The 20546-nt window shown below is 35.1% G+C and carries 15 protein-coding genes; 5 read left to right on the top strand and 10 right to left on the bottom strand.

Going from position 1 to position 20546, the window contains the following annotated elements:
* Nucleotides 1-29: 29 nt before the first annotated feature.
* Together ACNQGX_RS09070 and thrA are read right to left on the bottom strand one after the other, a co-directional pair.
* A complete protein-coding gene (locus tag ACNQGX_RS09070) occupies nt 30-971 on the bottom strand; it encodes a homoserine kinase (protein ID WP_417975576.1) in 942 nt (313 codons plus the stop codon).
* 106 nt (nt 972-1077) lie between these two features.
* Entirely contained in the window at nt 1078-3525 is a 2448-nt protein-coding gene (gene thrA / locus ACNQGX_RS09065; protein ID WP_417975575.1) for a bifunctional aspartate kinase/homoserine dehydrogenase I, read from the bottom strand.
* A 627-nt stretch (nt 3526-4152) separates the two neighbouring features.
* Here thrA and hutH point away from each other — a divergent pair.
* Genes hutH through ACNQGX_RS09050 form a run of 3 tightly spaced genes read left to right on the top strand, consistent with a single transcriptional unit; the run spans nt 4153 to nt 7676 of the window.
* Nucleotides 4153-5667, top strand: a complete 1515-nt coding sequence (hutH, locus tag ACNQGX_RS09060; protein WP_417975574.1) for a histidine ammonia-lyase — start codon at nt 4153-4155, stop codon at nt 5665-5667.
* A 50-nt stretch (nt 5668-5717) separates the two neighbouring features.
* Nucleotides 5718-6362 carry a DUF47 domain-containing protein gene (locus tag ACNQGX_RS09055; RefSeq protein ID WP_131915845.1) on the top strand — a complete coding sequence of 215 codons (645 nt, stop codon included), beginning with the start codon at nt 5718-5720 and terminating at the stop codon, nt 6360-6362.
* A 30-nt stretch (nt 6363-6392) separates the two neighbouring features.
* Nucleotides 6393-7676, top strand: coding sequence for an inorganic phosphate transporter (locus ACNQGX_RS09050; protein WP_417975573.1), 1284 nt, complete (start codon nt 6393-6395; stop codon nt 7674-7676).
* 72 nt (nt 7677-7748) lie between these two features.
* On the opposite strand, the gene ACNQGX_RS09045 is transcribed toward ACNQGX_RS09050, so the two are convergent.
* The 8 genes from ACNQGX_RS09045 to ACNQGX_RS09010 form a co-directional block, all read right to left on the bottom strand.
* Nucleotides 7749-8030 carry a GNAT family N-acetyltransferase gene (locus tag ACNQGX_RS09045; RefSeq protein WP_417975572.1) on the bottom strand — a complete coding sequence of 94 codons (282 nt, stop codon included), beginning with the start codon at nt 8028-8030 and terminating at the stop codon, nt 7749-7751.
* A 6-nt stretch (nt 8031-8036) separates the two neighbouring features.
* A complete protein-coding gene (locus tag ACNQGX_RS09040) occupies nt 8037-8429 on the bottom strand; it encodes an OsmC family protein (RefSeq protein WP_417975571.1) in 393 nt (130 codons plus the stop codon).
* The gene (locus tag ACNQGX_RS09035) at nt 8429-9316 is read right to left on the bottom strand and encodes a pirin family protein (protein WP_417975570.1); all 888 of its coding nucleotides are present in this window, start codon (nt 9314-9316) and stop codon (nt 8429-8431) included. The genes ACNQGX_RS09040 and ACNQGX_RS09035 overlap by 1 nt, the downstream gene beginning before the upstream one ends.
* A gap of 33 nt (nt 9317-9349) precedes the next feature.
* Nucleotides 9350-10228: a pirin family protein gene (locus ACNQGX_RS09030; RefSeq protein ID WP_417975569.1), complete on the bottom strand. Its 879-nt coding sequence runs from the start codon at nt 10226-10228 to the stop codon at nt 9350-9352.
* Between the two features lie 298 nt (nt 10229-10526).
* The gene (locus ACNQGX_RS09025) at nt 10527-11123 is read right to left on the bottom strand and encodes a Crp/Fnr family transcriptional regulator (RefSeq protein WP_417975582.1); all 597 of its coding nucleotides are present in this window, start codon (nt 11121-11123) and stop codon (nt 10527-10529) included.
* A gap of 70 nt (nt 11124-11193) precedes the next feature.
* Complete coding sequence (locus tag ACNQGX_RS09020) at nt 11194-11709, bottom strand: DUF421 domain-containing protein (protein WP_417975568.1); 516 nt, start codon at nt 11707-11709, stop codon at nt 11194-11196.
* Between the two features lie 261 nt (nt 11710-11970).
* Complete coding sequence (gene rimK, locus ACNQGX_RS09015) at nt 11971-13341, bottom strand: 30S ribosomal protein S6--L-glutamate ligase (protein ID WP_417975567.1); 1371 nt, start codon at nt 13339-13341, stop codon at nt 11971-11973.
* A 138-nt stretch (nt 13342-13479) separates the two neighbouring features.
* Nucleotides 13480-16026, bottom strand: a complete 2547-nt coding sequence (locus ACNQGX_RS09010; protein ID WP_417975566.1) for an ATP-dependent Clp protease ATP-binding subunit — start codon at nt 16024-16026, stop codon at nt 13480-13482.
* A 262-nt stretch (nt 16027-16288) separates the two neighbouring features.
* Between ACNQGX_RS09010 and gyrA the strand changes: the two genes are divergently transcribed.
* Both gyrA and ACNQGX_RS09000 read left to right on the top strand, forming a co-directional pair.
* Nucleotides 16289-18910, top strand: a complete 2622-nt coding sequence (gyrA, locus tag ACNQGX_RS09005) for a DNA gyrase subunit A (RefSeq protein ID WP_417975565.1) — start codon at nt 16289-16291, stop codon at nt 18908-18910.
* 48 nt (nt 18911-18958) lie between these two features.
* Complete coding sequence (locus ACNQGX_RS09000; RefSeq protein WP_417975564.1) at nt 18959-20227, top strand: tetratricopeptide repeat protein; 1269 nt, start codon at nt 18959-18961, stop codon at nt 20225-20227.
* The last annotated feature ends 319 nt before the right edge of the window (nt 20228-20546 follow it).

Genomic DNA, 20546 nt, shown 5'->3' with positions numbered 1-20546 from the left:
TTTTTTATTCTTTTATTCCCCTTCGGGGGTTAGGGGGCTATTATTTTTATCCCTTCATCATTTACTTTAGAAACATGAATTTCATAAGGTAAATTCATTTCTTCATAAACCGCACTCATGGCTTTGGCTATTTTATTAGCGGTTGCTTCCCCTTTACTTAAAGCAAAAATAGAAGGTCCGGAACCCGAAATTCCAGAGCCTAAGGCTCCATTTTCTAAAGCCGTTTGCTTGATTAAATCAAATCCCGGAATCAAGACACTGCGCAACGGTTCTACGATTTCATCATGCAACGACCGACCGATTAAGTCATAATCTTTGGTGTACAATCCAGCGACCAATCCGCCCACATTTCCCCATTGCGTGATGGCACTTTTTAAGGAAACAGTTTGTTTCAATACCGAACGCGCATCCGAAGTTTTCAACTCAATTTGAGGATGAACCACAGTGGCGTACAATTCGGAAGGGCTTTCTATTTTGATAATATCCAACGGATTTGAACTTCTCACCAACGTAAAGCCACCCAAAAGGGCAGGAGCAACGTTATCGGCATGAGCGTTTCCACTGGCTAGTTTTTCGCCTTGCATGGCAAATAAAACCAATTCTTTTCTCGTAAATGGACGTCCCAATAATTCATTGATGCCAAAAACGGCTCCGGCTGAACTCGCGGCACTGCTTCCGATTCCGCTTCCGGCTTTGATGTGTTTGTAGATTTCGATTTCGAACCCGATAGCTATCGGGTCAAAATCCGTTTCAATAGCTTCCAACATCGCCAAAGCAGAGACTCCTGCCACATTTTTTTCGGTTTCCAAAGGCAAGTCGGCACCCACTATTTTAGTGATGCGAATCCCTTTTGTATCTGATTTTCGAATAATCATTTCGTCACCCGCAGTTTCTAAACACAGGCCAAGGACATCAAATCCACAGGAAAGATTAGCGATTGTAGCGGGGCAAAATATTTTTATTTCATTCATAATAGTAGTCTTAAAGTCTAAAGTCCTAAAGTGGTAAAGTCTTGGAATGAACATAAAATCAAGTGGCTAACTTTCAGACTTTACGACATTCGACTTTACGACTTATTTATATATTTCCAATTCTTATTACATCAGCAAATATTCCTGAAGCCGTAACTGCAGCTCCGGCACCGGCACCTTTTATCAATAAAGGTTGGTCTACATAACGATCCGTGAAAAACAATACGATATTATCTTTTCCTTCCAGATTGTAAAAAGGATGGTCTTTCGGGATAAAACGCAACCCAACATTTGCTTTTCCGTTTTCGAATTGCGCAACATATTTCAATCTGGAATCTTTGCTCAACGCTTCTTTATGAATAGTTTCAAAATGAGCGGCATGCTCTATTAAAGAGTTAAAAAAGGCTTCGTTATTTGTTGTATCCAGACATTCCGCAGGCATGAAAGACTCGTTTGTGATTTCGTCGATTTCCATTTTATAACCGCTTTCTCGTATCAGGATTAATATCTTTCTGGCTACGTCAATTCCGCTCAAATCAATCTTTGGGTCCGGTTCTGTAAATCCTTGTACACCAGCTTCTTTAACGACATCATGAAAAGCGTTATTTTCATTAAAATTATTAAAAATAAAGTTCAAACTTCCCGATAAAACCGCCTGAATTTTATTCACCTTATCGCCAGATGCAATCAGATTTTTTACGGTATCGATGATGGGTAAACCAGCTCCGACATTGGTTTCAAAAAGGAAGGGGGCATTGAATTTTCTGGACAATTTCTTTAGATTTTTATAATTGTCGTATTCTGATGCACAAGCAATTTTGTTGCAAGTCACTACAGCAATATTGCGTTTTAAATACTGTTCGTAGGTTTTAGATACACTTTCATTTGCAGTAATATCAACAAAAATACTGTTGCGTAAATTAAGCTCTTTTACATTATAAAGGAACTTTTCTTTGTCCGCTGCTTGGCCGTTTTCTAAAATTGATTGCCAATTTTTTAAGGAGATTCCGTCCTCGTCAAAATGCATTTTTCTGGAATTAGACAGCGCAATAACCCTTACATTTATTTTCAGATTGTCTTTCAGGAATTTATTTTGCTGGTAAATTTGTTCGATGAATTTCTCCCCCACATTCCCAACGCCCATTACAAATAGGTTTAACTGTTTGGTGTTTTCTTCGAAAAAGTTTTCATGCAGTGAATTCAGTGCTTTTTTCACATCTCTTTCGTTGATTACTGCCGAAATGTTTCTTTCGGAAGCACCTTGCGCAATCGCTCGGATGTTCACGTTATTTTTACCCAAAGTGCTAAACATTCGGCCGCTTAAACCTTGGTGATTTTTCATGTTTTCGCCAACCAAAGCAATGATGCACAGGTTTTTTTCAACAATACAAGGATCGATTTTGTTTTGTAAAATTTCCACTTCAAAAGCGCTGTTGATGGCATCTTCAGCAACATCAGCATCTGAGTTTAGAATTCCGATACAGATTGAATGTTCCGATGAGGCTTGAGTAATAAAAATCACATTGATATTTTCATGTGATAATACTTCAAAAAGCCTTTTGGATGAACCTGCAATACCAATCATTCCGGACCCTTCAAGCGTAATCAAAGTAATATTGTCGATATGGCTAATTCCTTTTACAGGATTAGTGTGATCCATTTCTTGATTTGAAATATAAGTTCCTTCGGCTTCCGGTTCGAACGTATTTTTGATAAGAATTGGAATGTTCTTTTTCAACACCGGTTGAATGGTTGGCGGGTATAAAACTTTGGCACCAAAATGAGACAACTCCATCGCTTCCTGATAGGAAATGAATGCAATAGGTTGTGCTTGTTTTACGATTTTTGGATTGGCAGTATACATTCCGTTGACATCAGTCCAGATTTCTAAGTCAGTTGTATTCAGTGCTCCGGCGAGAATGGCGGCAGTATAATCTGAACCACCACGACCTAAAGTGGTATTGATTCCGTCCAGCGATGCGGCAATAAATCCAGGCATTACAACGACTTGATTCTCATTCGAAGCAAAAAAATCAGCAATTAATTGATTAGAAATTTCAAAATTAACTACCGCTTTTCCAAAATGATTATTTGTTTTTATCAATTCGCGGCTGTCTTTATAAGCACTATTTTTTAGATTTTGTTTTAATGCTTCAGCGATAATATAAGAAGACAATAATTCACCAAAACTTAAAATGGTATCCGAGGTTCTAGGAGATAATTCCCCTAAAAGAAAACAACCGTCTAACAGCGTTTCAAGATGATTGATAATTCTTTTTATATGGCTTAACAGGCTGCTTTGTTCACTTACGGGGATAAGTTCTTTTAAGGCGTCTAAATGTTTTTTCTCTAAATCGGCAAGAATTTCTTTAAAACTTTCATCTCCAGAAGCGGCTTTTTGGGAAGCAAGTTGAAGCAAATCAGTGACTTTGCTAAAAGCAGAAACCACAACGATTAATTTTTCTTCTTTTGCTTTATTGATGACGATATCTAAAACCAGTTTTATATTTTGTGCATTGGCAACCGAAGTTCCACCAAATTTTAATACTTTCATTTTTGTTTGTTTTATTTTAAAAATGCAAATGTTTATTGTATATCCAAGTACTTTCTTTCTTTAGAAAAAAAATATAACAATTGGATTATATGTAAAATGTATACCCCTAAGGGGTAGTAGTTGTTGTAGTAAATGTAACAGAAGAAGCAACCCAAAGTTGAGTTGTTATCGAAGAGTGATATGTTGTTCTGTTGTTTGTCATTTGATTTCTCAAAAGTACAGTTTTTTATAAAAAGGGAAGCCTTTAATTGTATTTTTTGCGAATATTTTAATTTTTCAATTCCAATTAGAGGATTATTGAATATTGCTTAATTTTAGGAGCTTATGTTGAAACTATTCGTATTTATATTGAAAAACCTAAAGGGTTAGTATTTCATTTTATAACTTTATGCAAATAATTAGCTTCGCTATTTTGACTTGTTTTATGAAGCATTACTGAAATTTAGTGTCGTCACTCCTTAATAATTAAAGCTTTATAGGGTATCTTTTAGTTAATTTGATTTGTAAAGTTTTATGCATAAAATATAATGTCAGGTTGTTTTTTAGTTTGAATCTTAAATTATCATCAATAAATGTTGTTTATTAATATAGATTTATTGAATTTTACCCTTTAATTATAAAATAAAAATGGACAATACACACTATATAAGTACTCAGTTACTCAGTTTTGAAACGTTAGAAGAAATTATTTCGCATCATAAATCATTGGCTTTGTCTGAAGAAGCTAAAGTAAACATCCAAAAATGCAGGGATTATTTAGACCAAAAAATGGCTTCTCATTCGGAACCTATTTATGGAATAAATACTGGTTTTGGATCGCTTTGTAATGTCAAAATAGCAAATGATAATTTATCAAAACTTCAGGAAAATTTAGTAAAATCACATTCTTGTGGTACCGGTGAAGAAGTGCCAAGTGAGATTGTTAAACTGATGTTGTTGCTTAAAATTCAATCGTTGAGCTACGGTCATTCCGGAATTCAGTTGCAGACAGTGGAGCGATTGGTTGATTTTTACAATAATGATATTCTGCCGGTAATTTATACGCAAGGTTCACTTGGAGCTTCAGGAGATTTAGCTCCTTTAGCCCATTTATCTTTACCATTATTGGGTGAAGGCGATGTTTATTTTGAAGGTAAGAAAGTGCATTCAAGTGAAGTTTTAAAACATTTTAATTGGAAACCAATCGTATTGCAATCCAAAGAAGGATTGGCTTTATTAAATGGAACCCAATTCATGAGTGCGTATGGTGCGCATATTTTGATGAAAGTCAGCAAATTTTCGTATTTGGCAGATTTGATAGGAACTATTTCATTAGAAGGATTTGATGGTAGAATAGAACCTTTTAATGAATTAATACATTTTATTAGACCTCACAAAGGACAAATTGTAACAGCAAATCGTGTAAAAGGTTTTCTGGAAGGAAGCGAAATTATCGAACAAGCAAAAGCACATGTTCAAGATCCATATTCATTTAGATGTATACCACAAGTTCACGGTGCATCAAAAGATGCTTTTGATTATGTGAAAAAAGTTTTCAAAACAGAGATTAATTCGGTGACAGATAATCCTAATATATTCATCGAAAGTGACCAAATTATTTCTGGAGGTAATTTTCATGGACAACCACTGGCATTAGCATTGGATTTCATGGCAATCGCTTTGGCAGAATTAGGAAGTATATCAGAACGTAGAACGTATCAATTGATTTCAGGTTTGCGAAATCTTCCTGCATTTTTAGTAGATAATCCGGGGTTGAATTCCGGCTTGATGATTCCGCAATACACAGCGGCAAGTATTGCCAGTCAAAATAAACAATTGGCAACTCCTGCCAGTATAGACAGTATTGTTTCTAGTAACGGGCAAGAGGATCACGTAAGTATGGGGGCGAATGCAGCTACGAAGGCTTTACGGGTTTTGGATAATTTAGAACGAATTTTAGCTATCGAACTGATGAATGCTTCACAAGCTATTGAATACAGACGTCCATTACTATCCAGTGATTTTATAGAAATGTTTTTAAGTGCGTATCGTGAGGAAGTTCCTTTGATAAAAGAAGACAGAATTTTACACTATGATATTGAAAAAACGGTTTCTTTTTTAAATAGTTTTCAAATCGAAGATGATTTGTTAACATTAGCTTAACATTAACTTTAAATAATGAAGTAATTTTGCCGAACTAAAATTTTAATGAAATGAATATAAATAATTTTTTCCAATTTTTGGTTCCTAAAGATAAAAAGTTCTTTCCTCTTTTTGAAGAAGCATCAAGTAATTTAATTGAAATTGCTACAAATTTGCACGAAGCAGTAAATCTTCCTTTGAAGGAACGTGAAGCTCTTTTTCAAAAAATAGACGCATTAGAGCAAAAAGGTGAAGACATAACGCGTCAAACTAATCTTGAGTTGAGCAGAAATTTTATTACTCCATTCGATAGAGAAGACATACACTCATTAATAACTTCTATTGATAATGTTGCTGATAATCTTCATGGTGCTGCCAGTAGAATGAAGTTGTATCAAGTGGATAAAATTACAAAATCCATTAGAAAACTGACGGAAATTAATCTTGAAGCGTGTCAAAATATTGATGTTGCGGTAAGAGAATTGAGAAGTTTCAAGAAAATCAAGAATATTACGGACGCTTGTGTGAGAATCAACAAGTTAGAAAATAAATCAGACAATGTTTATGATAAAGCAGTTCTTGATTTGTTTGAAAATGAAACCGATGCAAAAAACATTATCAAGTACAAAGAAGTGTTGTCAGTTTTAGAAACTGCAGCGGATAAATGTAAAAGTGTAGCTAGTGTTTTAGAATCAATTTCTGTAAAACATTCTTAATTCAATCGGTTTTATTCTGAAATTATAATTATGGAATTTACTCTACTTATAGTTATTATAGTCTTGGCTTTAATTTTTGATTACATCAATGGTTTTCATGATGCTGCCAATGCTATAGCAACCGTTGTTGCCACAAAAGTACTAAGCCCTTTTCAGGCGGTAGTTTGGGCGGCTTTTTTTAACTTTTTAGCGTATTGGGTTTTTGGTTTTGGTGTAGCAGATACTGTTGCGAAAACGGCCAATACCATGGATATCAACTTAGTTGTAATCCTGGCAGGTGTATTAGCGGCTATCATTTGGAATTTATTTACTTGGTGGCAAGGAATTCCTTCGAGTTCATCACATACCTTAATTGGTGGTTTTGCCGGAGCAGCGATAGCTCATGCAGGTTTTGGTGTAGTTTCTTGGTACAAAGCAGGAAAAGATGGCGGTATGCCTTCAGGAGTTTTAATCATTGTTGCTTTTATTATACTGGCACCATTGTTAGGAGCTTTAATCTCTTACTTGATATCGATATGGCTTCTTAATGCCTCTAAAAAGAGCATTTATCCAAAGATTTTTACAAGTTCTTTAATGGTTTTGACAATTTGGTTTGTAGAAAGCCAAATGGTTTATTACGATCAAATTGAAAAACCTCGTTTCGATTCTCATTTTTGGAGTGTCGCTTTTGAAGCACATAATATCAAATGGTTTTTGGTAGCTTTTATAGTCTTGACAATAAGTACTTTCTGTTTAATATTTAGTAGTTTAAATTTACATCAGGCTACTGCATGGTTGAAAAAAATGCAATTGCTATCTTCTGCAGCCTTTAGTTTAGGACATGGTGGGAATGATTCCCAAAAAGTGATGGGTATTATTGCTGCTGCTGTTGCTGTTTATATTCACACTAGTGGAGTAGCACAAGAAACATTACCAGCTTGGTTAGATGTAGTGCTGCCAAATGATGAAGGTGCCTTTAAAATGCCAGGATGGATTCCTTTAGCTTGTTATTCTGCAATTGCGGCAGGAACCTTAAGCGGAGGATGGAAAATTGTGAAAACAATGGGGTCAAAAATTACAAAAGTGACTTCTTTTGAAGGTGTTGCCGCAGAAACTGCCGGAGCATTGACATTATATTTTACAGAACATTTTAAAGTGCCTGTAAGTACAACGCATACTATTACTGGATCTATCATTGGAGTAGGACTTACTAAAAGAGTTTCAGCCGTACGATGGGGAATGACCGTTAGCTTATTATGGGCTTGGGTTTTAACGATTCCAATTTCGGCAATTCTGGCTGCAGTAATTTACTATATCTTTAGTATTTTTATTTAATGCTAAAATAACAATCATAAAAAAACCATTCTCACTGAGAATGGTTTTTTTATGCTCTAAAAATTAATTTTTTTAAAACAATAGATCTTGTATTTCTTTAGTTCTGTCAAATACACTTTTAGCAAAAGGACATAATGGTAAAATTTTGAGATTATTTGCCCGTGCATAGTGTACCGCTTCCATTACCAATTTTTTGCCCACACTTTGCCCTGCAAAATCAGGATTTACTTCGGTATGGTCAATAATAAATTTATCAGTTCCTGCCCAGGTATATGTCATTCTTCCAGCTTCGATGTCGTTATCAGCGGCTCTAAAGTAGCCGTTTTTGGTTTCGTTTATTTGTTCAATTATCATAAGTTTCTAATTTAATACTGTTGTTATTTCGATTGGGTTTGTTAAAATTTTGTGTATCGGACATTTATCGGCAATGTTTAATAATCGGGCTTTTTGATCATGGTCTAAATCTCCGAATAATTGAATGTTACTAATTATTTTGAATTTGTTTTCCACTGAATCAGTATCAAAAGTGACTTCAACTTTTACATCGGTTAAATTCCAACCTTTTCGGTTCGCATACATGCGCAAAGTGATGCTCGTGCAAGCTGCCAAAGAGGAAGCCAGTAATTCCTTTGGCGCAAAGCCTAAATCCTTTCCTCCATTACTTTCGGGTTCATCAGAAATAATAAAATTTGTTTCTGATTGTACTTCTGTTTTATAAAGTTCGGTACCAATATGTGCTGTTATTTTACCCATTATTTGTATTTTTTATTTTGCTCTGGAAGTGGAACAAATTCGGTTTCACCGGGAACTTTATCAAACGTTTGTGCCAGCCATTTTTCTTTTGCTTTTTCTATCAGTTCTTTGGTTGATGCTACAAAATTCCAATAGATAATTCGTTCTTCGGGAAAAGGTTCTCCTCCAAAAATATAAATGGTGGTGTTTTCTGCCATATCAAAGGTGCAGAGTTTACTGTCTTTGGCAATCAGAATTTGCTTTGGACCAAAAACATTTCCTTCACTTTCAATACTACCTTCTAAAATGTATAAAGCACTTTCGCCAAATAAATGCTCGCCTATAGTTACTGTTTGTTGCGTAGTACTTTTCAGTTCTAAAAGATACAGCGGACTGTAAACTGGAACAGGTGATTTTTTGCCAAGTACTTCACCGGCTATAAGTTTAAAAGCAATGTTATCCGTTTTCCACTCTGGAATTTGATTTTCAGGAACATGGAAAAAAGAAGGTTCCATTTCTTCCAATTCCTTCGGTAATGCTACCCAAATTTGAAGTCCGTGTAGCATTTTATCAGAACTACGCAAATACTCGGGTGTTCGTTCAGAATGTACGATGCCTTTTCCTGCAGTCATCCAATTGATTTTCCCGGGTTTGATTTCCATTTCAGTTCCCAAACTGTCTTTGTGCATAATGCTTCCTTCAAACAAATACGTCAAAGTTGAAAGTCCAATGTGCGGATGTGGCGGAACATCTAAATTTTCGTAATCACTCATACAGGTTGGTCCCATATGATCGATGAATGCAAATGGTCCAACCATTCTTTTTTCTTGAAAGGGAAGCAATCGCCCAACCATAAAGTTACCAATATTGCTCGGGCGTTCTTCTATTATCAGTTTGATATTTGACATTTTTAGGTGTTTTAAAATATAAAAATAAGGAAATTATTCTTCCAAATAACCGAATTTTCCCATATTCACATCATTGAATGCCTGTATGATTTCGGCTTGGGTATTCATTACAAACGGACCATGAGATGCAATTGGTTCATTAATAGGTTCTCCACTTAAAATCAAAACGATTGCATTTTCAGTTGCTTCAATTGTAAATTCTTCTCCTTCATTTTCAAATAATGCAAAATGGTCTGCAGGAACATTTTCACTGTCATTAACTTTTATGCTTCCTTCAATTACCAATAAACCAGTGTTGTAATTTGCAGGGAAATGGAAAGATGCTTTTGCTCCTTTATTCAATTTGGCATTTTGTAAATGAACAGGTGTGAATGTAGAAGCAGAACCTTTCAAATTTTCGTATTCTCCAGCTATAACTTCAATTACACCACCATTTACAGGAAGCTCAAATTTATTGATTTGGTCGTTTGTAATCCCTTGGTATTTTGGTGTTGACATTTTGTCTTTTGCCGGAAGATTGACCCAAAGCTGTACCATTTGAAAATCACCGCCATTTTTGCTGAACTCTTCTTCATGGTATTCTTTGTGTAAAATTCCCGAAGCTGCAGTCATCCATTGCACATCTCCTTCACCAATGATACCACTGTTTCCCGAACTGTCGTGATGCGCTACTTTTCCCTTATAGGCAATCGTAACGGTTTCAAAACCTCTATGTGGATGGACACTTACGCCTCTGGGTTGGTCCGTTGGCGGAAAATAAAATTTAGAATTATAATCCATCATAATAAATGGACTCATTCTTTTCATGTCTAAATGATACCCACTCGGGATAAAATTGTGGACTCTAAATCCGTCACCAACCATGTGTGGTGGAGGTGGAGCCAATACTAATTCAATATTTTTTGTTTTCATTGCTATGTGTTATTTAAATTATAGTACAAATTTACTATGGATTAAAACCAGATGCATTGATGTAGGATAAGAAATGTATGGGCGATGAATTAATAACCTGGACTTGATTAATATCAAAATGTAAAACACATTCTAAATGATTTTTTCTAAACCACATAGAAACATAGAATTTTGCATTTTAAAAAAGTCGCGTTGCTCTATTTCAGATAGTATAACTACGTTTTAAAAAATATTTTTTCTATACATCTCTTTTTTTCTATATATCTATTGTGGTTAAAAATTGATAATCTAACTGAGGTTAATACCGTTTAAAATTCCTTTTGGCTAATTCCTTGCGAACCCTGCTTAGGGTTTCAGGCGTAATGCCTAAATAGGAAGCAATCATCCATTGTGGAATTCGTAAAGTAAGGCTTGGGTAAATGGTTATGAAATCCAAATACCGTTGTTCAGCTGTTGCTCCCAATAAAAGATTGACTCGTTTTTGAAGTTGTCGAATGTGATTGTGTAAAGCAATATTGTCTTGTTGTCGAAAGGAAATACTGATTTCAGCTGCGGCATTTATGAAGTTTTTGTCGATAAAAACAATTTCGGTTTCTTCAATGGCATCAATAAACAATTCAGAAGGCTCATTGAAATAAGAACTGCTTCTATCTGAAATGATCCAATTTTCAGCCGCAAATTGAATGATGTGTTCTTTTCCGGTTTCGTCTATGGTATACGAACGCAACAATCCTTTGGATACAAAAAAAGAATGATGACAAATATCGCCTTGATGGAGTAGGACAGTGCCTTTTTCTACTTTTTTGGATTGCAACATATCTGTAATCGAAAGAAACTGGTCGTCCGTTAAATTAGTTTTGGATTGAAAGTATGTTTTGAATGAATCGAGCATAATTATTCAGGATTATAGTGACGCAATTCGTTTATTTTTAAACTCCTTCAAATATCTTTTGAGTTGGTTCATGCTAATTTATTCCACCCAAATTTTTATGAATGCGTTTGCGTTTGTAATGGGTTTGGCGAAGATTATTTTCACCGGATATAATACTGATATTTCCATCTATTTCTAGCATCGCCAATTTTACATCTTTAAAATATTCAATTCCATGTTCGCGCATGGCCTCTTTCAATTCATCAGAAGAAATATTTAATTTGCTTAATGCTTTAAAATCCAGATTCCCGTTATGGATTAGAATTTCGGGTTTTTCCTGCATAAAATCTCCAAATTTCTTGTATTTGTACATCAATTTCTTTAAAATAAAATTGATGGTAAACAATACAGTTGCTGCCGCTATTCCGCCATAAAGACTCGTGTTATTGCCAACCATAGCATTCTGAACGGAGTTGCTTATCAGTAATATCAATATCACGTCGGCGGTGTTCAGTTGAGATAATTCTTTTTTACCAAAAAGACGCAATGCAATAACCATAAAAAAATATACGGCAGCACTTCGAATAATGATTTCTAGATATGTATTCATCTATTTTGTTATAAGTTATAACCTGTTGGGTGTAATTATTCAAAACGTCAGTTCGAGTGTTTTTTGTGGATTAAAACGGAACAAAAAATGTATCGAGAACCGTTTTTAATTCAAAATTTTCTTGTTCTTGATACGATTTTCTCACGAAAATCACTCGAACTGACGAAAATTAAAATTAAAAACTAATTACACCCAGCGGGTAAGTTATAGGTTATATGTTGTAGGTTTTGATAAAACTCTTAACCCATAACTTATAACTTTTTATTTCAATTTAAAATTCTTCTCAATCGCTTTTATCATTTCGCCAGCTATGTCTTTATTGGTAGCTCCTTCAATTCCTTCCAGTCCTGGTGATGAATTTACTTCCAATAATAAAGGCCCTTTTGAAGAACGAATGATGTCAACTCCTGCCACTTTCAGGTCCATTGCTTTCGTTGCTTTTATAGCGATTTTCTTTTCTTCTGCAGTAACTTTTATAACCGATGCAGTTCCTCCAAGATGAATGTTGGCCCTAAATTCTCCCGGCATAGCTTCACGCTGAATGGCTGCAACTACTTTTCCGTCAATCACAAAACAACGAATGTCTTTTCCGTTGGCTTCTTTGATGAATTCTTGAACTAATATGTTGACATTTAAGCTTTTGAATGCATTAATAACACTCTCGGCGGCTTTTTTTGTTTCGGCTAATACGACCCCTTTTCCTTGTGTTCCTTCGAGTAATTTTACGATTAGAGGAGAACCGCCAACCATTTTTATCAAATCATCGGTGTCTAAAGGTGAATTGGCAAATCCTGTTGTCGGGATGTCGATTCCGCTATGCAATAGTAATTGCAGGGAATATAATTTATCACGGGATTGCGTAATTGAAGTGGATGAGTTCAGACAGAAAACATCCAAAGCTTCAAACTGGCGCGTTAAAGCACAACCATAAAAGGTAATACTAGGGCGGATTCGAGGGATAATAGCATCAAATTGATTTAATATTTTACCACCACGATAATGAATTTCTGGCGTTTTTGCATCCAGTTTCATATAACATTCCTTGATGTTCAGAAAATGCATTTCGTGACCCCGCATTTCGCCCGCTTCCATAATACGTTTGTTGCTGTACAATTCAGGATTACTTGCCAAAAGCCCAATGCGTAAACCTGAACTCGCTTTCTCAGAGTTTTTATATAATTCTTTTAAAGTATCTGAAGTAGGCTGACCTAAAAGATATTTTTGTTCCGGATCAACAAGAACTCTTCCGCTCATAGCTTCACGGCCTAAAAGCATTCTGAAACCCATGGAATCTCTGTTAGTCAACGTCATTTCAATAGGCCATTTTGAACTTCCTATTTGTAGATTTGTTTGAATAACATAGCGTTGTTCTCTAAATCCGCTGGAACTTTTTACGATGCGTTTGTCTACCAAAGGTGCTTCACAATGAATCACCGTTTTTAGATTATTTTGAATCGGGTTGATGTCAAATTTTACCCAGTTGCTTTCATTTTTAATAAATGGAGCAATGTTTATAGCATGTAAAGCTGATGTTTTTGCACCTGAATCCACTCGGGCTTTAATAGTAGGAATTCCTAACTCTGGAAAGGAACACCATTCTTCACTACCTAAAATAACTTTGTTATCTGACATAAATTAATTTTAATTAACCTTTTTTATAAAAATCAAATGTAAATATTTGTTTTCAAAAAAAGTGTGTTTACTGTAAAGAATAAACCCGTTATGTTATAAAAACGTAACGGGTTTATTTTACTATAATTGGTTATAAATTTAAGGATTTGTTGGTTCCCCAGCTTTATGAATCTGCACAGTTAATTCTTGTGAACCTTCTTCAATATCCATAAAAATCTCATCTCCGGAAGTAATTTTGGAAGTGATAATCTCTTCGGCAAGAGCATCTTCAACATATTTTTGAATGGCTCTTTTTAATGGTCTGGCGCCAAATTGTCTATCGAAACCTTTCTCAGCAATAAAAGCTTTTGCTTTGTCAGAAAGATTCAATTGGTAGCCTAATTCAGCAACACGAGCGAATAATTTTTTCAATTCGATTTCGATAATCAAATCAATATCATGTTTTTCTAAAGCATTGAATACAATTACATCGTCAATTCTATTAAGGAATTCAGGAGCAAAAGTTTTTTTCAATGCGTTTTCAATGATGCTTTTCGAATTATCATCGGCCTGAGCCACTTTGGCAGCAGTTCCAAAACCAACACCTTGTCCAAAATCTTTCAATTGTCTGGCTCCAACATTCGAAGTCATGATAATTATAGTGTTCTTGAAATCAATTTTTCGGCCTAAACTATCTGTTAAATAGCCGTCATCCAAAACTTGCAATAACATATTGAAAACATCAGGATGCGCTTTTTCTATTTCATCCAATAAGACAACGCAGTATGGTTTTCTTCTGACTTTCTCGGTTAATTGTCCTCCTTCTTCATATCCTACGTATCCCGGAGGCGCTCCAACTAAACGAGAGATTGCAAATTTTTCCATGTACTCACTCATGTCGATACGAATCAATGCATCTTCAGAATCGAATAATTCTTTAGCCAATACTTTAGCTAATTGTGTTTTACCAACACCAGTTTGTCCTAAGAAAATAAAAGAACCAATTGGACGATTCGGATCTTTTAATCCGGCACGATTTCTTTGGATAGAACGAGCAATTTTCATTACTGCTTCTCTTTGTCCAATTACTTTACCTTCAATAAGTTCAGGTAGTTTAGCTAGTTTATTACTTTCAGTCTGTGCAATACGATTTACGGGTATTCCGCTCATCATAGAAACGACATCGGCAACGTTGTCTTCAGTAACTTCAATTCGGTTGCTTTTAGCGTCTTCTTCCCATTGTTCCTGGGCAATAGCTAAGTCTTTTTCAATGCGTTTTTCGTCGTCACGAAGTTTAGCTGCCTCTTCATATTTTTGTTTTTTCACAACAACATTCTTCAGTTCTCGAACATCTTCTAATTGTTGTTCTAAATCCAAAATTTGTTTTGGAACTTCAATATTGGTAATGTGAACTCTTGAACCCGCTTCGTCTAATGCGTCAATCGCCTTGTCCGGCAAGAAACGTTCCGACATGTATCTGTCTGTTAATTTTACACATGCTTCGATTGCTTCTTGTGTATACGTAACATTGTGATGGTCTTCGTATTTGTTTTTGATGTTATTCAAAATGGTAATTGTTTCCGCAACAGAAGTTGGTTCCACGATTATTTTTTGAAAACGTCTTTCTAATGCTCCGTCTTTTTCTATGTATTGTCTGTATTCGTCTAATGTTGTGGCACCAATACATTGAATCTCTCCACGAGCCAATGCAGGTTTGAACATGTTAGAAGCATCCAGTGAACCTGTTGCGCCACCAGCACCAACAATGGTATGGATTTCATCTATAAAAAGAATGATATCATCATTTTTTTCCAGTTCGTTCATCACCGCTTTCATGCGCTCTTCAAACTGTCCTCGGTATTTTGTACCTGCAACAAGACTGGCTAAATCCAAGGTAACGACACGCTTATTGAATAAAGTACGAGATACTTTTTTCTGAATAATTCGCAACGCTAAACCTTCGGCAATAGCTGATTTTCCAACTCCCGGTTCTCCTATAAGTAAAGGATTGTTTTTTTTACGACGGCTCAAAATTTGAGAAACGCGTTCAATTTCTTTCTCGCGTCCCACAACAGGATCTAGTTTTCCTTCTTCGGCCATTTCAGTTAAATCCCTTCCAAAATTATCCAAAACAGGTGTTTTAGATTTTTTATTGGATTTATTGGCGGGATTGTTGAAAGTTCCTTCTTTTAGACTGTCATCTTGTCCTGAATCGTCATTGTACGATTCGTTTCGTGGCAAATTTTCTATAAAATCTTCTTCGTTTGGAGTCATGTTTAGATATTGTTCTTTAGCTACATCATAATCAATTTTCAATTTATTCAATAGCTTGGTTGTTGGATCGTTTTCATTTCTTAAAATACACAACAATAAATGCGCTGTGCTGATAGACGAACTTTGAAATACTTTTGCTTCCAGAAAAGTGGTTTTAAGCGCTCGTTCTGCCTGGCGTGTCAGGTGTAGGTTTTTCTTTTCGACATTAACTTCTACACTAGGGCTTGCAGGGCTTAGAATCTCTACTTTTCTGCGTAAATGATCTAAATCGACAGATAGGTTGTTCAATATTTGAATTGCTTTCCCATTACCGTCTCTTAAGATACCCAGCATTAAGTGCTCAGTTCCTATAAAGTCATGACCCAATCGCAAAGCTTCTTCTTTGCTATAGGTAATGACGTCTTTTACTCTTGGTGAAAAATTATCATCCATAATATTATTGGTAATTTGGTACTGTAAATTTAGTGAATTAGTGATTTAAAAACAAAAACCATTCCTTTAAGAAGTGGTGTCAGCTAATAGACAAAAATAATAATGATTTTAAAGTTAAATTTCCCTTAATTTATTAACTAAAAACGAAGTGAATTTTGTTAATAAATCATTGAAATAAGTATTCTGAAATAGGCTAAAAAATTTCAAAAAGCCGTATATTGGCACGTTTTGAAACTAATATAATTTTTTAATATAACAACTTATGTCTGAAGGAGAAAAGTTAATTCCTATTAACATAGAAGATGAAATGAAAACGGCCTATATCGATTATTCGATGTCGGTAATTGTATCAAGAGCACTTCCAGATGTTAGAGATGGCTTGAAACCAGTACATCGAAGAGTACTATTTGGAATGCATGATTTGGGTGTTAACTCAAGATCAGCCCACAAAAAGTCCGCAAGAATTGTCGGGGAAGTTCTGGGTAAATACCACCCTCATGGTGATACATCAGTTTATGATGCCATGGTTCGTATGGCTCAAGAATGGAGTATGCGTTATTTATTGATTGATGGTCAGGGTAATTTTGGGTCTGTGGATGGTGATAGCCCTGCAGCAATGCGTTATACAGAGGCTAGAATGCGAAAGATTTCGGAAGAAATCTTGGCGGATATAGATAAAGAAACCGTAGATTTTAAATTAAATTTTGATGATACGTTAGAAGAACCAACAGTGATGCCAACGCGTGTTCCTACCTTATTAATAAATGGGGCAACAGGAATTGCGGTAGGTATGGCGACCAATATGCCACCACACAACTTAACCGAGGTAATCAACGGTACGTTGGCTTACATGGATAATAATGATATTGAGATTGACGAGTTGATGACGCATATCAAAGCCCCGGATTTTCCTACTGGTGGTATAATATATGGTTACGAAGGTGTTCGTGAAGCTTTCAAAACAGGTAGAGGTAGAGTCGTAATGCGTGCCAAAGTTGGTTTTGAAGAAGTGGATGGTCGTGAGTGTATCATCGTTACCGAAATTCCTTATCAAGTCAATAAGGCAGATATGATTAAACGTACTGCTGATTTGGTGAATGATAAAAAAATAGAGGGTATTGCAAATATCCGAGATGAATCGGATAGAAACGGGATGCGTATCGTTTATATTTTGAAACGTGATGCTACGCCAAACGTAGTTTTGAATACGCTTTATAAGTTTACGCAATTGCAATCTTCTTTCAGTGTAAACAATATTGCCATTGTAAAAGGGCGTCCACAAATGTTGAATCTGAAAGATCTGATTCATTATTTTATAGAACACCGTCATGATGTGGTGACTCGCAGAACGCAATTTGAATTGAAAAAAGCGGAAGCAAGAGCGCATATATTAGAAGGTTTGATTATCGCCTCGGATAATATTGACGAAGTAATTGCTTTGATCAAAGCTTCAAAAAGTACGGAAGAAGCTAGAGAAAAATTAATCGAAAGATTCAATTTGTCAGATATACAATCCCGTGCCATTGTAGAAATGCGTTTACGTCAATTAACGGGTCTGGAACAAGATAAGTTAAGAACGGAGTACGATGAAATTATGAAGTTAATAGAGCATTTGAAAGCTTTATTAGCGGATGTAAACTTGAGAATTGTTTTGATTAAAGAGGAGCTTACGGAAATTAGAGATAAATATGGAGACGCTCGTCGTTCTCAAATTGAATATTCAGGAGGAGATGTAAGTATTGAAGATTTAATTGCTGATGAAAATGTGGTAATTACGATTTCTCATGCGGGTTATATTAAACGTACCAATCTTACCGAATACAAAACCCAGAATAGAGGAGGAGTTGGACAAAAAAGTGCTGGAACAAGAGATCAAGATTTCTTGGAACACATGTTTGTGGCAACGAATCATCAATATATGATGTTCTTTACCCAAAAAGGAAAATGTTTCTGGATGCGTGTTTACGAAATACCGGAAGGAAGTAAAACCGCTAAAGGTAGAGCAATCCAGAATCTTGTGAATATAGAAAGTGATGATAAAGTGAAAGCCTTTATTTGTACCCAAGATTTAAAAGATAAAGACTATATCAACAGTCATAACCTTATTATGGTGACCAAAAAAGGTCAGGTTAAGAAAACTTCTTTAGAGAAATATTCTAAACCAAGGGTAAATGGAGTTGCTGCAATTACTATTAAGGAAGGCGATGAATTATTGGAAGCAAAATTAACAAATGGGGAAAGTCAAATTATTTTGGCTGTGAAATCCGGAAAATTAGTTCGTTTTGAAGAAACTAAAACCCGTCCAATGGGAAGAACAGCTTCTGGAGTTCGTGGAATTACCCTTAAAGATGATACGGATGAAGTAATTGGCATGGTTACTGTAAATGACATGAGCAGTGAAATTCTTGTTGTTGCCGAAAACGGTTACGGAAAACGTTCAAGCCTAGATGAATACCGAATTACTAACCGTGGTGGTAAAGGAGTGAAAACCTTAAATATTACGGAGAAAACGGGTAAACTTATTTCGATAAATGCGGTTACGGATGCGGATGATTTGATGATTATCAACAAATCTGGACTGACTATCAGAATGGCTGTTGAAGATTTGAGAGTAATGGGACGTGCTACACAAGGTGTAAAACTGATCAACATTAAAGGAAACGATTCGATTGCAGCGGTTACTAAAGTTATGAAAGATGATGTAACAGAAGTAGTAGTTGATGAAGACGGCAATGTTATAGAAACAGAAACAATCGAAAGAGTGAAACCAGTTTTAGAAGTTCTTGAGGACGAAGGCACTGAGGAGGATGACGATGACGATGATTCTGAAGGAGATGAAGCTGATGATGAGGCAGAAGGTGATGACGAAGATGACGACGCATAAATGTAAATTAGAAACCCAAGAATAATTATTTAACAAAAATAGAATATTATGAAAAGTAAATATGTATTACTAGCATCAGCATTATTGATATCAGTAGCTACTTTTGCTCAAAAAGATCAAATTAAAGCCGCTGAAAAAGCATTGAAAGCTGGTAAATCTCAAGAAGCAGTTACCATTTTGATGGAAGCGGAATCTTTAATAGCTAATGCTCCAGATGCTGAAAAAGCACAATTTTTCTTTGTAAAAGGAAATTCTTTATTGGATTTAGCAAATAAGAATGTTGATGCTAATATCAATCTTTCGCTTGCAGCAAAAGCATACCAAGATTTAATTGCTGTTGAAAAAACTTCTGGAAAAGTGAAATTTTCAACTCAAGCTGCGACTTCAATTACCGATATTAAATTCAAATTAATTAACGGTGCAATTGCAGATTCAAAAGTGGATAAGCATTCTGATAGTGCTAAAAAATTATATGACGCTTATTTGTTAGATAAAAAAGACACTATAAATTTATATTATGCAGCTTCTACTTATGTAAATGCTAAAGATTATGATACTGCACTTAAATTGTATGATGATTTAAAAACCTTAAACTATTCTGGAAAAGGAACTAGTTATTTTGCGGTTAATAAATTGACAAGTCAAGAAGATTTTTTTACTACACTTCAAGAAAGAGACAGAATGGTGAAAATGGGAACGCATGAAAAGCCAAGAACTGAAGCGGTTTCTTCCAAAAGAGGTGAGATTTATAAAAATATGGCTTTGATTTTAGTTGAAAAAGGTAAAACGGAAGAAGCTAAAAAAGCAATCTCTGAAGCTAGAAAAGCAAATCCGGAGGATACTTCTTTGACTTTGACAGAAGCTAATCTTTACTTGGAAACAAAGGATTTTGAAATGTACAAAAAGCTTATTGCTGAAGTATTGGAAAAAAATCCTAATGATGCTGATTTGATTTTTAACTTGGGAGTATTAAGTGCTAATGCTAAAAATGTAGCTGACGCTGAAAAATATTACAAAAGAGTTATAGAAATTAACCCAAAATATATTAATGGGTATATTAATTTAGCTGCCTTGAAATTAGAAAATGAGAAAGTTATCATTGACGAAATGAATAAACTGGGAACCTCTACTAAGGACATGAAGCGTTATGATGAATTGAAAAAGAAAAGAGAAGAGTTATTTAGAGCTACTATTCCTTATCTTGAAAAAGCGGTTGAACTAGATCCTAAAAACGTTGATGTTTCTAAAACTCTTTTAGGAGTTTACAGCGCATTAGAAATGACTGCAGAGTACAAAGCGTTGAAAGCAAAGATGTAATCAATTTTTTAATTTAGTTGTAATCATTTTGTTTTTACAATACATTATTCCCGACTATATATTTATAGTCGGGTTTTTTTATAAAAGATATTGAAATTTCATGACCTGCTAGAATTGTTAATTAGTTTTTGTATCAGTTTTAAAATTATGGAATAAGTCTTTTGGATTAGAATTGCAGCAAACGGTTTGACCTGTTTGATTAGATGCATCATTTGTCAATTCAAGTAGTTTTGATATAGTCCAATTTAATTGATGAACTAAAGACCGAGGTTTAATTGGAAAAATTTGGATTTTTTAAAAAATACACAGACAACTTTAC

It is taken from the genome of Flavobacterium glycogeni, from assembly GCF_048286775.1.
In the GTDB taxonomy this organism is placed as follows: Bacteria; Bacteroidota; Bacteroidia; order Flavobacteriales; family Flavobacteriaceae; genus Flavobacterium.
This window is presented reverse-complemented; position numbering and strand designations above follow the sequence as displayed.

What these genes read in the sequence shown, in the direction of transcription:
- ACNQGX_RS09070 (WP_417975576.1), bottom strand. Translation starts at nt 971, where the DNA reads ATGAATGAAATAAAAATATTTTGCCCCGCTACAATCGCTAATCTTTCC.
- thrA (WP_417975575.1), bottom strand. Translation starts at nt 3,525, where the DNA reads ATGAAAGTATTAAAATTTGGTGGAACTTCGGTTGCCAATGCACAAAAT.
- hutH (WP_417975574.1), top strand. Translation starts at nt 4,153, where the DNA reads ATGGACAATACACACTATATAAGTACTCAGTTACTCAGTTTTGAAACG.
- ACNQGX_RS09055 (WP_131915845.1), top strand. Translation starts at nt 5,718, where the DNA reads ATGAATATAAATAATTTTTTCCAATTTTTGGTTCCTAAAGATAAAAAG.
- ACNQGX_RS09050 (WP_417975573.1), top strand. Translation starts at nt 6,393, where the DNA reads ATGGAATTTACTCTACTTATAGTTATTATAGTCTTGGCTTTAATTTTT.
- ACNQGX_RS09045 (WP_417975572.1), bottom strand. Translation starts at nt 8,030, where the DNA reads ATGATAATTGAACAAATAAACGAAACCAAAAACGGCTACTTTAGAGCC.
- ACNQGX_RS09040 (WP_417975571.1), bottom strand. Translation starts at nt 8,429, where the DNA reads ATGGGTAAAATAACAGCACATATTGGTACCGAACTTTATAAAACAGAA.
- ACNQGX_RS09035 (WP_417975570.1), bottom strand. Translation starts at nt 9,316, where the DNA reads ATGTCAAATATCAAACTGATAATAGAAGAACGCCCGAGCAATATTGGT.
- ACNQGX_RS09030 (WP_417975569.1), bottom strand. Translation starts at nt 10,228, where the DNA reads ATGAAAACAAAAAATATTGAATTAGTATTGGCTCCACCTCCACCACAC.
- ACNQGX_RS09020 (WP_417975568.1), bottom strand. Translation starts at nt 11,709, where the DNA reads ATGAATACATATCTAGAAATCATTATTCGAAGTGCTGCCGTATATTTT.
- rimK (WP_417975567.1), bottom strand. Translation starts at nt 13,341, where the DNA reads ATGTCAGATAACAAAGTTATTTTAGGTAGTGAAGAATGGTGTTCCTTT.
- ACNQGX_RS09010 (WP_417975566.1), bottom strand. Translation starts at nt 16,026, where the DNA reads ATGGATGATAATTTTTCACCAAGAGTAAAAGACGTCATTACCTATAGC.
- gyrA (WP_417975565.1), top strand. Translation starts at nt 16,289, where the DNA reads ATGTCTGAAGGAGAAAAGTTAATTCCTATTAACATAGAAGATGAAATG.
- ACNQGX_RS09000 (WP_417975564.1), top strand. Translation starts at nt 18,959, where the DNA reads ATGAAAAGTAAATATGTATTACTAGCATCAGCATTATTGATATCAGTA.